The sequence below is a fragment of the Rarobacter faecitabidus genome (assembly GCF_006716265.1).
Lineage (GTDB): Bacteria > Actinomycetota > Actinomycetes > Actinomycetales > Cellulomonadaceae > Rarobacter > Rarobacter faecitabidus.
This window is the reverse complement of the sequence record NZ_VFOS01000001.1, coordinates 172288-186007: the sequence shown is the minus strand read 5'-3', so window position 1 is coordinate 186007 and position 13720 is coordinate 172288. Positions and strand designations below refer to the sequence as shown.

Here is a 13720-nt window from a genome sequence, read left to right as displayed (position 1 = left end):
GGCCGTGATTCGACTACGTCAGTCGTTCGACTTTCAGCAGTCCCCTTGCCATTACTGTACTCGCAAAGGGTTGGTAAATCACTCGGATGGAACAGACTAAAGAACGCGGATGAAAACCGGGTTCGATTGGTACATGGAGCGCACGGCCACGGACTTGCCCGGGCGGGGTGCGTCGATGATCTTTCCGTTTCCAATGTAGATCGCCACGTGACCGGGGCTCCACACGATGTCGCCGGGAACCGCGTCCTTCGCCGAGACGACCTTGCCTGCGTAACGCTGAGCGCCGGACGTGCGTGGCAGGTCGATCCCGAACTTGGCAAAGACGTACGACGTGAAGCCAGAGCAGTCGAAACCCTTGGGGGTCGAGCCGCCGTACCGGTAGGGCACTCCGATGTAGCGCTTGGCCACCTCGATCACGGCCGCGCCGCGGGACTCGAGGTCATCGCCGTCGATGGCGTCATCAGCGGACTTGCTTTTCTTGTCCGAATCCTTGGCCGAGTCGCCGGACGAGTCCGAGGAGTCGCCGACCTTCGCGGTCTTGTCCTCATCGCCGCTCACGAGGCTGTTGCGGCTTGCCGACCGCGAGGATTTCGCGGACCGGGCAGGGGTGCTGTCTTCGGTTGGCTCGGCAGCCGTGGTGGCGCTCGTGGCTGTCTCTTTGACCTTGGGCTTAGTGGCGCGCTTGACCTTCAAGGAAGTCGAGTCATCGGACCATACGACGGCCTCGGACACCACGACCGACGAAACTACGGCGTTGTCGCCCTCTTCTGCGGTGATCGAGTTCGCCTCGTTATCCAGATCCTGGGCAGATGCGGTCGGGATCATGACCGATCCGACGACGAGGCTGGAGGATGCGACGAGGAGTGCCGAGCCGCGCCCAAGGGCGGTGGCCTTCTTACCCGCCGAACGAGCGGCGACAGTGATGGATGTTCCGGTCCTGTGCGTTGCGCGATGACGACCGCGAGCTGCTTCAGTCACTAATGGTCTCCTGCGCCGCCGAGGTGAGCTGTCGGGTTCGGGCGGAGATTGCCCGGCCGGTGTTTGCACACGCGGCTTCACCCCAAGAAGGGCACTCACGCGCCCATCGAATGGTGGTTCCCCCGTCCCAGCCGAGGTTAAATTTCTCGCGCCGCGGCGGCTGGGCTTGGCGTGCCGCGGAACTCGATCCCGGTGGTGATCTCCGGGACCTGGCTATCGTATCCGACCGCCACCCAAAAGTCACGGACAGGTCACGAAGTGGACACCCTAATGTTCACTCGGCTAACTGGCCGCCACGAAGATGTGCCTCGCCAATTCACCCGCAAGGTCGATCACCGTCTCGCTGCCAGGCGCACCGATAGTGAATCTGTCGCCGTCCCGCGTCACCTCGACCTGCGCTCCCGGCGTGAGTCCGACCTCCTGGAACTGCGATAGCAGCTCAACATCCGGCTGCAGCGGCTCGCCGATGCGCCGAACCCCGACGATGACCGGCTCGCCATCTGGAACCCGCAGGAGGTGATCGACCAGGGGAGTCACTCCGTCCCGAAAGGTCACCGCGGTGCGCGTTTCGCCGATCTCCTCCAGACCAGGAATCGGGTTGCCATAGGGATCGAAGTGCGGGTGTTCGAGCAACTCCACCAGGCGACGCTCCACGAGTTCGCTCATGACGTGCTCCCAGCGACACGCTTCCTCGTGAACATGCGGCCAGTCGAGGCCGATCACGTCCGTGAGCAGGCGTTCGGCCAGGCGATGCTTGCGCATAACCCGAGTCGCTATCGTGCGCCCGTGATCTGTGAGTTCGAGATGCCTGTCGCCGGTGACGATCACTAGGCCGTCGCGCTCCATGCGGGCGACGGTTTGTGAGACCGTCGGGCCCGAGTGACCGAGGCGCTCTGCGATACGTGCGCGGATCGGGACGATGCCCTCCTCGGTCAGTTCGTAGATCGTCTTGAGGTACATCTCGGTGGTGTCGATGAGGTCCGTCACCTTCGCGCCTCCGCATCAGTCGAAATCAACGCCTCCCAGCCTATCGCGCGAATGCTCCCGGACCTGGCCCTAGCGGGCGTGGTTACCTGACATACGTGGCCGATCGGTCATAAGCGTTTGGTCGGTGGCACTATCCTTGATGGGGTGAGCGCCGACGTCATCATCCCCGCATCCCTTCTACCGCGCGACGGCCGTTTCGGCTCCGGGCCGTCGAAGGTCCGCCAGGCCCAGGTCGATGCCGTTGCGGCGGGAGGGCGATCCCTCCTTGGCACGTCACACCGAAAGCCACCCGTCAAGGCATTGGTGGGTAGCGTCCGAGAAGGCCTCGCAGAATTCTTCCGAATCCCGGATGGCTACGAGGTGATTCTCGGGAACGGCGGCTCGACGGCCTTCTGGGATGCCGCCACGTTCTCCCTAGTTCGCGAGCGCGCAGCACACGGCGTCTTCGGCGAATTCGGTGCCAAGTTCGCCGCGTCGACCGCCGGCGCGCCGTTCCTGGCCTCGTCCCTCGTCACTGAGGTCCCCGCGGGGCAGGTCTGCCTGCCGGATGTTGCGCCGACTGCGGACGTGTTCGCGTGGCCGCACAACGAAACATCGACCGGCGCGGCCGCCCCGGTGAGGAGGATCGGCGATCCGGGTTCGCTCGTCGTCATCGACGGGACCTCAGCGGCAGGCGGGCTCGATGTGGATATCTCGCAGACCGATGTCTACTACTTCGCGCCGCAGAAGAACTTCGGGGCGGATGGCGGACTATGGCTCGCCGTCCTGTCCCCGGCAGCGATAGAGCGCATCGAGTTGCTGGCCGCCTCGGGCAGATGGATTCCACCATTCCTCTCCCTGAAACTCGCGCTCGACAACTCGCGCGCGAACCAGACCCTGAACACGCCCGCCGTTGCCAGCCTGATCCTGCTCGCCAACCAGATCGAATGGCTCAACGCGCACGGCGGGCTGGCATGGGCGACGAACCGGACGTCGCAATCCGCATCGCACCTGTACGGATGGGCGCAGGCAAATCCCGCCGCGACGCCCTTCGTGGAAAACCCGTCATGGCGGTCCAATGTCGTGGGAACCATCGACATCGATGAATCGATCGATGCCGTGCAGATCACGAAGATCCTGCGCTCCAACGGCGTAGTCGACATTGACCCCTACCGCAAACTGGGGCGGAACCAACTCCGCGTTGCGATGTTCCCCTCCGTGGACCCGAGTGACGTCGCACTACTGACGCAGGCCATCGACTTCGTCATCGAGCGCGTCGCAGGCTAACTCGTTGGGCCTTCCGCGAGGCATGTACCGCTATGGTGACACTGTGAACGAGCACACCAGCGACCACCTGGCGGACCCGCACGGCAGCAGTCAGCGACACCAGGGCGCGAAGTCGGAGCCGATTCCGGCCGAGCAGGTGGACCTGCACCGCGTCTTCTTCTGGGGCACGGTAGCGTGGGCGATCGTTTTCCTCTTCGCCTGGGGGATGACGCTGATCGACGCGCGGTGGCTAGGGTCTGAGTTGAAATTGCCCTGGATCAGCGGCGTGGGTGTGATCGTCGGAATCATCTCGCTCGCCTGGCTGCGCAAGTCGCGGCAGGCGGGCTCTGCTCGCGCCCGCAAATAGGTGCGCAAGTAGGTGCCAGGGGCGTCAACAGACGCGCGTGACTGCCAAGCGTGAAGAAATCGGGCGAGGGCGGACGACCTCATCCACGCATGTCCGGCGACACGCGCCCACACCCCCCGAACCGGGCACTGCCTGAGTGCGCTGGGAAACGACAAGGGCGGGGTGCGAAGAAAATTCTTCGCACCCCGCCCTTGGCTAGGCGTTCGAGCGGCGTCGCGCAGGGTTACCCCTGCGTGGCGATGAGCCGCGAGCGAACTTAGGCCGCCTCGAAGTAGGCGTCGACCACGCCGAGGTAGGCGATGGCGGAGGGAAGCCATTCGGCTTCGTTGCCCGCCGCGTCCTTGCGCTTGATCGTGTTGGATGTCAGCGCGTGCAGCGAGGGATCCGACGTGTCGGCGCCCTCGCTCGCGGCCCGAGCGAGCACCTCACGCGTAGCGAAACCTTCGATGACGCTGCTAGCGGCGATCACAAAGTGCTCGTAGCTCACCTGGGGGTCGCGGAGTTTGAGCCGGAAGGTGCCCTCGAACAGCGTCCGGTAGCGATCGGCTAGCTTAGCGATGACATCGTCGCGCTCGGTCTGTACTTGCGTATCGGCGATGCGGAGCCCGTCCGGAAGGTCCGTGAGGACGGGGGACGAGATCATCATCTGGGCATAGGTTTGCCACTCAGAAGGTGCGGAGATCGCGGTGAAGTTCTTGGCGACTCCGGTACGGATCACTTCTTCGAGTAGTGCTCTGCGAGTAGTGGCGTCGTCAAGGTTTCCAGATAAGCCACTGACCGCATCGTCCACGCCCGCGAAGACCTCGTCCTTTAGGATCTGCTCCGCGAACAGGCTGCCGCGCGCACCACCCTGCGGTCCCGCAAGGGTTTCGTAGAGGTCGACGAGATAGTCCGCCTTGGTCTGCCAGATTCTGAAGACAGAGGACCTGGGCACCGATGCGTTCCGAATTAGGTCATCGAAATGCGAATCGTTCAGGTCCAGCGTTAGACCGGCATTCCAAATGCTACGGCGTCCGGCGTCGATCATTGCTGACCGGACCTCCGCAGCAGACATTCTGCGACGACGTGTCACGGAAGTTCCGCGCGAGTTACCTGGCATCTCACCCCTCCCTTGGGTGTAAGTAGTGACGATCGATTTTCGACCGTCACGGGCGATGACTCACTATCCTAACGATCGATCCTGGGAATTTCCTCCGCAAAAGCGCCATCAGGCACCGCGAGTTCTATGTGTCGGGTCACAAAATGATCGTGACTTAACAAAAGCGAGCCCCCTGGCATCGACTCTCTAGCGGTCAACGCGTTGTCCCATCAGCCTAACAACAAAGACGAGCAGGCACTACCGGGATGACGGAGCCGGGCCTGCGGTAGCGCTCCCATACGGCGCTGGGAAAGTCGCTGCTAGCAGGCGGATTTGGGGCAACGAAGCGTATCGTGGGCGAGGAATTCAAACTACCACTCGCCTGTCACCTGCGGCTTTGCCGAGGCTAACGAGCGTCAGGAGTTCGTGCCCGAAGCCGCTTCCTGAGTCTCGGCGACCGAAGATTCGTCCACTGAATCCCCCTCCCCTGCGAGATCACGCCTGACTTCCACGTCGATGCTCACCTCGTCCAGGACCGGGCTCGGGCTCGGCCATTGGGAAGCGGGTACGGGTGCATCCGTTTCGGAATGCGCTCCACACCCGTGGTCCAGGGACACGACGCGCCCATCCTCAGGCGACCAGGCATTGGCGCAGACTCCGAAAATCTGTCCCAGGCTCCCCTGGAGCGGCACGAGAAAACCACAGTCACCGCAAGGTGCGGAGGAATGAATCGCTATGGGCGTCGCTGGCCCTCGATCCGACTCGTACCACCGGTTGGCTGCCTCAAGCCTGCCCTCCGGCGAGAGCACCCTAGCCCGAGCCAGTGCGAGTTCTTCGATAGCGACGAAGTCCTCGTCCTCGTCGCCCGTCGGCGTATAGCCAGGCACCAGGCGCGGGTCGTCGGCCAGGAAGGGAAGGACGTGACCGGGGCCGATGTCGGAAGGCCGCAAGCGCTCGGCCCACGGCAACCACTCGGGTGCGAGCAATGCGCGCTCGCCGGGAAGGAGTGTCACCTCGCAGATCGTCGCAGTGCGGGCGCGTGGCGCACGTGCCAGAACGACGTTCCACTGCCAGCCGGCGTATCCCTTGAGACCGCTCGCGAACCTGTGCACGACGAGCCGCTCATCGATGGTCACCGCGTCCACGTGCTCGGCGACGTCCTCGGGGTGATCGGCAGTCTCGATGGCGGCCGCACGCGCCACATCTACGGCGCCCATCAGCACCGCATCACGCGCTGGCTTCCGCCGCGAAGGCGCCACGGTCGTCGTCACCCTTCGAACTCGTCCGCAACGCGGCGCAGAACTGCCGCCGTTCGCTCGGACGACTCCCTGTCCGGGTAGCGTCCATGCCGCAGTTTGGCCCCCGCCTCATCGAGTAGCTTGATCAGGTCTTCGACAATCGTCGCCATCTCGTCAGCCGACTTGCGTGACGTACGCACGTACGCCGCCTTCGGATCGAGCAGGCGAACCGTCAGTGCCTGCCGCCCGCGGCGTCCATCGGCCATCGAGAACTCGACCCGGGCGCCCTTGCGGAGGTTGGTCACGCCGTCGGGCAACGCGTCGGCGTGTAGGTACACGCGCGTCCCGTCGTCCGTCGTAATGAATCCGAAGCCGCGCTCGACGTCGAAGAACTTGACCTTGCCGGTAGGCACTTGAAACCTCGCTGATAGGTATCGGGGTCCCGGCGAGGATCTTTCGCGCCGGGCTCGGCGGCGGCAATCACCGCGCACACTGCATCACTACAGCCTACCCGCCTGTACGTCGCGCACGCGACTCGATTCCGCTGGATACGTCCTATCCCCCCGGCCCGCGTGCCGGTACTCTTCATACTGTGACTGAATCTGGGGATCGCCGGACATATCTCATCGTCGACGGCGAGAACATCGACGCAACGCTCGGCATGAGCGTCCTCGGGCGACGCCCGAACCCGGACGAGCGCCCACGCTGGGACCGCGTCGCCGAATTCGCAGCGGAGCTCTGGGATCAGCCGGCCACCAACCTATTCTTCCTGAACGCAAGCTCCGGCCAGATGCCGTTGAACTTCGTCCAGGCGCTCCTCGCCATGAACTACCGCCCGGTACCCCTCGCAGGCGAGGCGACCGAGAAGGTCGTCGACATCGGTATCCAGCGCACGCTAGACGCCCTGAAGGACCGCCCCGCCGACGTGCTCCTCGCGAGCCACGACGGCGACTTCCTGCCGCAGGTCGACGCGCTACTCGATCATGGACACCGCGTGGGCGTCATCGCCTTCCGCGAGTTCGTCTCGAATCACCTCTCGGCGCTCGCCGAGCGCGGCGTAACCGTCTACGACCTCGAGCACACCGTCGGCGCCTTCATGACGCAGTTGCCCCGCGTGCGCATCATTCCGCTGGACGAGTTCGACCCGCTGCAGTTCATCTAGCGGCCGGGTGGGGCCCGCGAGGGGCCCCACCTCTCCCAACAGGCTCCCAGAAAACTCGCAGGTTTTTTTCGCATTATTGACGCATGGGTAGTCCAGAAGCACGGCTCGTGGTAGTCGACGACGAACCGAACATCCGCGAATTGCTGATCACATCTCTGCGGTTCGCCGGGTTCGAGGTCCATGGAGCGGCAGACGGGACGAGCGCACTCGACCTTGTCACCGACCTGCAGCCCGATCTCATCGTGCTCGATGTCATGCTGCCCGACATGGACGGTTTCAGCGTGACCCGTCGCCTGCGCGAGAAGGGCATCCGCACCCCCGTGCTGTTCCTCACTGCGCGCGACGACACGCAGGACAAGATCAACGGCCTGACCGTGGGCGGGGACGACTATGTCACGAAGCCGTTCAGCCTCGAAGAGGTGGTCGCGCGGATTCGCGCGGTACTGCGCCGCACCTCCCCAGAGGCGCCCGCCGACGATGCCATCCTGCGCTTCGCGGATCTGGAGATGGACGAGGATTCCCACGAGGTCACGCGAGCCGGGCAGCTCATCGAGTTGTCGCCCACCGAGTTCAAGCTCCTGCGTTACCTCATGCTCAACGCCGGACGCGTGCTCTCGAAGGCTCAGATCCTGGACCACGTGTGGGATTACGACTGGGGCGGTGACGCCAACATCGTGGAGTCGTACATCTCCTACCTGCGCCGCAAGATCGATCACGTCAAGCGCGAGGACGGCTTAGAGGTCGAGCCGCTCATCCACACGAAGCGCGGCATCGGGTATCTGATGCGCCAGCCAGTGTCACGCCATTAATCCGCCTCGCATGACCGCACCGGACCCGGAAGCCGGGCTCCCCCCGATTCCCCCACCACCGGCAACCGATTCTCCCGCCGGCGCCCACGTCGACCCGACGGGCGACGCGGCCGGCCCGTCATCGGGCGAGCAGGACGAGCCGCCCGAACGGGCAAATCCGCGAGCCCGGAGCAAGCGCCACCCCATGCACACGTTCGTGTCGCAGGTGCGGCGCCACTGGGCGCGCATCCCGTTGAGAATGCGCCTACTCACCGTGATCAGCGTCCTGCTGATAGTGGGCCTGAGCACGGTCGGAGCGATCACGACGGTGATGTTCGAGCGCCATCTGAAGGATCAGCTCGACAGCAGGCTGCGAGACAACGCCGCAGGGATCATCTCTCGTGACGGATTGTCGTTCGGCAGCAGGATGCTACCGACGGACTATTGCTTCGCCATCGTCGATAGTTCAGTTCTGCGTAACGCGAGCTACTACTGCAATACGACGACCATCGCCAAGAATGGCATCCCCTTCCTCGCGAACGCCCCCACCTCGCACACCTCACTCACCGAAGCGTTCACCGTCAAGGGCATCGCGCCGCCCAACAGCGACATCGTCCCCACGGAAAGCGAGCCGACCTGGCGCGTCATCGGCATTCCCCTAGCGAACGAGACGACCGCGGGCGTACCCGACATGGTCTACATAGCGCTGCCGCTCACCTACACGAAGCAGACCGCCAATCAGGTTCGCGTGGCGTTCATGCTCGCCACGCTGGCCGTCGCGCTGTCGGGGGCGATGGTCGGGTATGTCGCCGTACGCGAGTCACTCAAGCCTCTTCGCCGCATCGAGGCGACGGCCTCCCGCATCGCCCAGGGCGACCTCTCCGCGCGCGTTCCTGACATGCCGCCCACGACCGAGGTCGGCTCGCTCGCACGATCGCTCAACACGATGCTCGCGCAGATCGAAGTGGCATTCGCGGCTCGGGCGTCATCCGAGGCCCGGATGCGCCAGTTCGTCTCCGATGCGAGCCACGAACTGCGCACTCCCCTGGCGACCATTCGCGGATACGGCGAGTTGTACCGGATGGGCGCGCTCAACGACAAGGCCGAACTGGACGATACGATGCGCCGCATCGACGATTCATCCCGCCGCATGGCGTCGCTGGTGGAGGACCTCTTGGCGCTCGCCCGCCTGGACGAAGGGCGCGAGCTTCGGCGTGATCCGGTCGATCTCGTGGCGCTGGCCCGCGACGGGGCGATGGACCTCGGCGCGCTCGACGCCGAGCGGCGAGTGGCCCTTGTCCACCTCGACGGCGCTGCGATGGACATCATCGACGCCGACGGGAAACCGGGCAAGTGCGTCGTTATCGGAGACGAGGACCGCCTACGTCAGGTCGTCATGAACCTCGTCGGCAATGTCGCACGGCATACGCCGACCTCGACCCCCGTCGAGATCGCCGTCGGAGCGCGCGAGGGCTTCGGCGTGTTCTCCGTCATCGATCACGGCCCCGGCGTCGCAGAGGACCAGGTGGCGCGGCTCTTCGAGCGCTTCTATCGTGCGGATTCCTCCCGCGACCGGCGATCGGGTGGCTCAGGGCTCGGGCTCGCCATCGTCGCTGCCATCGCCCACTCACTCGGTGGCGACGCACGCGTCGAGCAAACGCAGGGCGGCGGGCTTACCGTGAGCGTGCTGATCCCGCTCGCTGCAGCGGTCGAGTGACGGTCGCCGTTTGCAATACGTCTGCTAGTCGGCAAGGCTGGGGGCATGACCGTCAGCGCAGCGTCCGCTCCTCAGTGGATGTACTCGTCCTGGTCGCGCAGTTGCCGCGCGCTAGGGGCGACGGCTGGCGACGACGAGATCTACGCCGTCGCGCGGACCCTGCTCACCAGGTGGGACGAGCCGCAGCGTAAGTACCACACGATCAGTCACCTGCTGGAGGTACTGCGGCGGGTGGACGAACTCGCCTGGGAGGCGCACAACGCGGATGAAGTGCGCCTGGCCGCCTGGTATCACGGCGCGATATTCTCGTGCGATTCGGCGTCCGCCTACGCCAACAGGGCTGGCGAGGACAAGGCCGCAAGCGCCGAGCTGGCGCGTACCGACCTGACCTCCCTGGGGTTGGCCACGACGAGCGTAGAACGCGTCGCGAACTTGGTGAACTCGATGCGTCGTCACGCCGGCCAGGCAGGCGACAGCGACCTCAACGTGCTGATCGACGCGGATCTGGCGATCCTGGCGGAGAGTCCGCAGGTGTATCAGGCGTACCGGGACGCGATTCGCGCCGAGTACGCGCACATTCCGGAGGACGATTACCTGACCGCTCGCGTCAGCATCCTCGAAAAACTGCAGCACCGCTCGCGGATTTTCTTCTCGGCCGGTGCCCAGGCGTGGGAATCGCAGGCGCGAGAGAACCTCAACGCCGAATTGGCCCGCCTGCAGCGCAAACTCCGCGCGAGCGGCTAGTTCTTCGAGGATCGCCCTGATCCTCCCGGCAGTTGCCCAGCAGGCTCGACGCATAAAACAGGAGGCCCGGCACCGCGTGACGCGGTGCCGGGCCTCCTGCCTGTCCTAAGACGGCACGGCTAGAGCCGGGGCGGGATCAGAACCCGCCGCCGAAGTCGTCGCCACCCGGCGCGGCCGCAGCGGCCGGAGCGGGCTTGTCGGCGACGACCGCCTCGGTCGTGAGGAACAGCGCCGCGATCGACGCAGCGTTCTCCAGGGCCGAGCGGGTCACCTTGACCGGGTCGGTCACACCAGCCGCGAGCAGGTCGACGTACTCGCCGGTTGCCGCGTTCAGGCCGAAGTTCGGACCGAGGTTGCGGACGCGCTCGACGACGACGCCGCCCTCGAGTCCCGAGTTGAACGCGATCTGCTTGAGGGGAGCCTCGATCGCGACCTGCACGATGCGGGCACCAGTTGCCTCGTCACCCTCGAGTTCCAGCTTCTCGAATGCAACCTTGCCGGCCTGGATAAGCGCCACGCCACCGCCAGCGACGATGCCCTCTTCCGCAGCAGCCTTGGCGTTGCGGATGGCGTCCTCGATGCGGTGCTTGCGCTCCTTAAGCTCGACCTCGGTCGCGGCGCCGGCGCGGATGACGGCCACGCCGCCTGCGAGCTTGGCGAGGCGCTCCTGAAGCTTCTCGCGGTCGTACTCGGAGTCGGACGACTCGATCTCGGCGCGAATCTGCTTCACGCGGCCCGCGATCTGCTCGGCGTCGCCGCCACCCTCGATGATCGTGGTCTCGTCCTTGGTCACGACGACCTTGCGAGCGGTACCCAGCACGTCGAGGCCCACGGTCTCCAGCTTGAGGCCGATGGTCTCCGAGACCACGGTTCCGCCGGTGAGGATCGCGATGTCCTGCAGGATCGCCTTGCGGCGGTCACCGAAGCCGGGAGCCTTGACGGCAACCGACTTGAAGATGCCGCGGATCTTGTTCAGCACCAGGGTGGCCAGGGCCTCGCCCTCGACGTCCTCGGCAATGATCAGCAACGGCTTGCCCTGCTTGATAACCTGGTCGAGAAGCGGCAGCAGGTCCTTGACGTTCGTGATCTTGCCCTCGACGAGCAGGACGTAGAGGTCCTCGAGGACCGCTTCCTGGCGCTCGGGGTCGGTCTCGAAGTAGCGGGCCAGGAAGCCCTTGTCGAAGCGCATGCCCTCGGTGAGCTCGAGTTCGAGGCCGAACGAGTTGGACTCCTCGACGGTGATGACGCCTTCCTTCTTCACCGTCTCCATCGCCTGGGCGATGAGGCGACCGATCTCCTCGTCGCCGGCCGAGATGGCGGCCGTAGCGGCGATCTCCTCCTGCGACTCGATGTCCTTGGCGAGCGTGTGGAGCTCGGCGGTCACGGCGGCGACAGCCTTCTCGATACCCTTGCGCAGGGCGATCGGGTTGGCGCCGGAGGCCACGTTGCGCAGGCCCTCCTTGACGAGCGCCTGGGCGAGAACGGTTGCGGTGGTGGTTCCGTCACCCGCGACGTCGTCGGTCTTCTTGGCGACCTCCTTGACGAGTTCGGCGCCGATGCGCTCGAACGGGTCCTCGAGCTCGATCTCCTTGGCGATGGAAACGCCATCGTTGGTGATGGTCGGCGCGCCCCACTTCTTGTCGAGCACGACGTTGCGGCCCTTCGGGCCGAGGGTGACCTTCACGGTGTCAGCGAGCTGGTTGAGTCCACGCTCGATGCCGCGACGGGCTTCCTCATCAAAGGCAATGAGTTTTGCCATGGGGAATATTCCTCCACTTGTACCTGGTCGGTATCGACCCCGGGATGCCCGCGACGGACGATCCGGCCTATCGCGTTCACGTCACGCGAAGCCCGGACCTCACCCACAAAGGTCGGCAATTCTTGTCACTCTTAGGTAGAGAGTGCTAATCAATTATTGGCACTCTCGACCGCAGAGTGCAAGGCGGTACGCCGGTGGGTTATTGCGCTGTCAGCGAGCAGTGACTCGAACTCGGGCAGTATCGCGTCGCAGACGCGTGGCTGCCAGGAGCGTCAGTTGCGGTAGTCGCCGGCCAGAATGACCGAAAGCGGGCCCGTGAGGTCGCTCACAAGTTTCGTGGAACCGATCCCGAGCGTCTCGGCGATCGATTCCGCGGCAGCTTTGTCATCCTCGGTCTTGTAGTAGACGACAGAGGACGAGATGGCCGCGCCCTTGTAGTTGGTCGCGTTCAGATCGGTCCAGCCCTCGGCCTTGAGTTTGCTCGTAGCCCCGGCGGCCAGGCCCTGCGTGCGGGTAGCGTTCAAAACGCGGACGGTGGTCGCCTTGTCGACGGCGGGAGGCTCGTCCTTCTTCGGCTCATCCTGGGCGGTTTCATCCGTGCCCTCGTCCGCGGCGGCGTCAGGAGCGGTCTCGCCGGAATCAGGCTCGTCCGATATCTCCTCGTCCGAGGTCTCGTCCTCGGGTGCGGAGCTCTGCGGGGTGGCAGACTGCGACGGCGTCGTCGTTGTCGTCTCGATTCCGACCTTCGTCGCGACGTCCTCGTCGTTCATGCCGAGCAGCGCTGGAATGTAGAGCGCTGCCGCGACACCCAGTGCCGCAGCGGCCACGAGCACACCAACGGCGATGAGCACCCCGCGGAGCCGGGAGCGGGGAGCACGATGCGCACCCTGCGGAACGTCGCCCTCCGCGGGATCGATGTCGAACTCGTCCTCGGGGTACGGATAAGCCTTGGTCACCTGGACAGGCTACCGGTTCATCGTGAGCAACTGGAACATTTGCCCGTGGCGACGGCTAGTCGCGGCGACGTCGGCCGTCGGTTCGCTCTCGCTGGCGCGCATCGCGAAGCCGGCGCAGGCGCTTGACCAGCAGCGGTTGCGCGGCCAGCGCGGCGGGCTGATCGATAAGGCGATTGAGGACCTGGTAGTACTGCGTGGGCGACAAATCGAACTCGGTCGCGATGGCCTGTTCCTTCGCCCCGGCGAAGCGCCACCAGCCGCGCTCGAACTCGAGGATGGCGAGTTCCAGTTCACTCAGGGCGCCCGGGTCACTCTCGATTTCGCGGGCAGCGGTGTCGACTGGTTCGGCGAGCGTCATAGTCACCATGATACGGCGGAACTACAACCATGTCATTTGCCCGCCGGGGGCTCCGCTGCCTGCGCGGATCTCCCATACGGGGCAGGAACGGGGTCTCCACCTACGCGGGGAAGAGCTTGGGGCTCGGGCGATGGGAGCCAGCGCCGGGCGCTCTAGCGCCTGGCGCTGAAAGTCGAGTCCCGTTGGGTCGGCGGCCCAGGCTGCCGGACCCACCGGGCCTCATCCACGTGGAGCCGCCTGTCGGGTTCGAACCGACGACCTTTCGCTTACAAGGCGAATGCTCTACCAACTGAGCTAAGGCGGCGCGTGCCCAGACTACCGGTTCGGGCAGTCCGAGTCACAT

The 13720-nt window shown here is 65.0% G+C and carries 14 protein-coding genes, 1 tRNA gene and 1 riboswitch; of the genes, 6 read left to right on the top strand and 9 right to left on the bottom strand.

Annotation, left to right across the window (positions count from 1 at the left end; translation table 11 throughout):
• Positions 1-96 precede the first annotated feature (96 nt).
• Together FB461_RS00935 and FB461_RS00930 are read right to left on the bottom strand one after the other, a co-directional pair.
• Complete coding sequence (locus FB461_RS00935) at positions 97-978, bottom strand: C40 family peptidase (RefSeq protein WP_246045943.1); 882 nt, start codon at positions 976-978, stop codon at positions 97-99.
• Positions 977-1147, bottom strand: a riboswitch (cyclic di-AMP (ydaO/yuaA leader). (Overlaps the previous gene by 2 nt.)
• 113 nt (positions 1148-1260) lie before the next feature.
• Positions 1261-1965: an iron-dependent transcriptional repressor DtxR gene (locus FB461_RS00930; protein ID WP_142118106.1), complete on the bottom strand. Its 705-nt coding sequence runs from the start codon at positions 1963-1965 to the stop codon at positions 1261-1263.
• A gap of 144 nt (positions 1966-2109) precedes the next feature.
• Between FB461_RS00930 and serC the strand changes: the two genes are divergently transcribed.
• The gene (gene serC / locus FB461_RS00925) at positions 2110-3231 is read left to right on the top strand and encodes a phosphoserine transaminase (RefSeq protein WP_246045942.1); all 1122 of its coding nucleotides are present in this window, start codon (positions 2110-2112) and stop codon (positions 3229-3231) included.
• A 43-nt stretch (positions 3232-3274) separates the two neighbouring features.
• Complete coding sequence (locus FB461_RS00920; RefSeq protein ID WP_142118104.1) at positions 3275-3577, top strand: hypothetical protein; 303 nt, start codon at positions 3275-3277, stop codon at positions 3575-3577.
• 256 nt (positions 3578-3833) lie between these two features.
• Here FB461_RS00920 and FB461_RS00915 read toward each other — a convergent pair whose 3' ends face one another.
• The 3 genes from FB461_RS00915 to FB461_RS00905 all read right to left on the bottom strand — a co-directional run bounded on the left by FB461_RS00915 (position 3834) and on the right by FB461_RS00905 (position 6306).
• Positions 3834-4511 carry a hypothetical protein gene (locus FB461_RS00915; protein ID WP_142118102.1) on the bottom strand — a complete coding sequence of 226 codons (678 nt, stop codon included), beginning with the start codon at positions 4509-4511 and terminating at the stop codon, positions 3834-3836.
• Between the two features lie 560 nt (positions 4512-5071).
• Positions 5072-5872 (bottom strand): DUF3027 domain-containing protein, encoded by an 801-nt coding sequence (locus tag FB461_RS00910; RefSeq protein ID WP_142118100.1) that lies wholly within the window; start codon positions 5870-5872, stop codon positions 5072-5074.
• Positions 5873-5922: 50 nt separating this feature from the next.
• Positions 5923-6306, bottom strand: coding sequence for a cold-shock protein (locus tag FB461_RS00905; RefSeq protein ID WP_142118098.1), 384 nt, complete (start codon positions 6304-6306; stop codon positions 5923-5925).
• A 179-nt stretch (positions 6307-6485) separates the two neighbouring features.
• Between FB461_RS00905 and FB461_RS00900 the strand changes: the two genes are divergently transcribed.
• From FB461_RS00900 to FB461_RS00885, 4 genes are all read left to right on the top strand, one after another.
• Positions 6486-7055: an NYN domain-containing protein gene (locus FB461_RS00900; RefSeq protein WP_142118096.1), complete on the top strand. Its 570-nt coding sequence runs from the start codon at positions 6486-6488 to the stop codon at positions 7053-7055.
• Positions 7056-7138: 83 nt separating this feature from the next.
• Positions 7139-7864, top strand: a complete 726-nt coding sequence (locus tag FB461_RS00895; RefSeq protein ID WP_142118094.1) for a response regulator transcription factor — start codon at positions 7139-7141, stop codon at positions 7862-7864.
• Positions 7865-7874: 10 nt separating this feature from the next.
• The gene (locus FB461_RS00890; RefSeq protein ID WP_246045941.1) at positions 7875-9560 is read left to right on the top strand and encodes a sensor histidine kinase; all 1686 of its coding nucleotides are present in this window, start codon (positions 7875-7877) and stop codon (positions 9558-9560) included.
• Between the two features lie 45 nt (positions 9561-9605).
• Positions 9606-10304 (top strand): HD domain-containing protein, encoded by a 699-nt coding sequence (locus FB461_RS00885; RefSeq protein WP_142118092.1) that lies wholly within the window; start codon positions 9606-9608, stop codon positions 10302-10304.
• Between the two features lie 136 nt (positions 10305-10440).
• Here the strand turns inward: FB461_RS00885 and groL are convergent, their stop codons facing one another.
• From groL to FB461_RS00865, 4 genes are all read right to left on the bottom strand, one after another.
• Positions 10441-12063: a chaperonin GroEL gene (gene groL / locus FB461_RS00880; RefSeq protein ID WP_142118090.1), complete on the bottom strand. Its 1623-nt coding sequence runs from the start codon at positions 12061-12063 to the stop codon at positions 10441-10443.
• Between the two features lie 272 nt (positions 12064-12335).
• Positions 12336-13019, bottom strand: a complete 684-nt coding sequence (locus tag FB461_RS00875; protein WP_142118088.1) for a LytR C-terminal domain-containing protein — start codon at positions 13017-13019, stop codon at positions 12336-12338.
• A 55-nt stretch (positions 13020-13074) separates the two neighbouring features.
• Complete coding sequence (locus FB461_RS00870; protein WP_211349814.1) at positions 13075-13377, bottom strand: DUF3263 domain-containing protein; 303 nt, start codon at positions 13375-13377, stop codon at positions 13075-13077.
• Positions 13378-13605: 228 nt separating this feature from the next.
• A tRNA-Thr gene (locus FB461_RS00865) sits at positions 13606-13681 on the bottom strand.
• Positions 13682-13720: the final 39 nt, after the last annotated feature.

What these genes read in the sequence shown, in the direction of transcription:
- FB461_RS00890 (WP_246045941.1), top strand. Translation starts at nt 7,875, where the DNA reads ATGACCGCACCGGACCCGGAAGCCGGGCTCCCCCCGATTCCCCCACCA.
- FB461_RS00910 (WP_142118100.1), bottom strand. Translation starts at nt 5,872, where the DNA reads ATGGGCGCCGTAGATGTGGCGCGTGCGGCCGCCATCGAGACTGCCGAT.
- FB461_RS00870 (WP_211349814.1), bottom strand. Translation starts at nt 13,377, where the DNA reads ATGACGCTCGCCGAACCAGTCGACACCGCTGCCCGCGAAATCGAGAGT.
- groL (WP_142118090.1), bottom strand. Translation starts at nt 12,063, where the DNA reads ATGGCAAAACTCATTGCCTTTGATGAGGAAGCCCGTCGCGGCATCGAG.
- FB461_RS00885 (WP_142118092.1), top strand. Translation starts at nt 9,606, where the DNA reads ATGACCGTCAGCGCAGCGTCCGCTCCTCAGTGGATGTACTCGTCCTGG.
- FB461_RS00895 (WP_142118094.1), top strand. Translation starts at nt 7,139, where the DNA reads ATGGGTAGTCCAGAAGCACGGCTCGTGGTAGTCGACGACGAACCGAAC.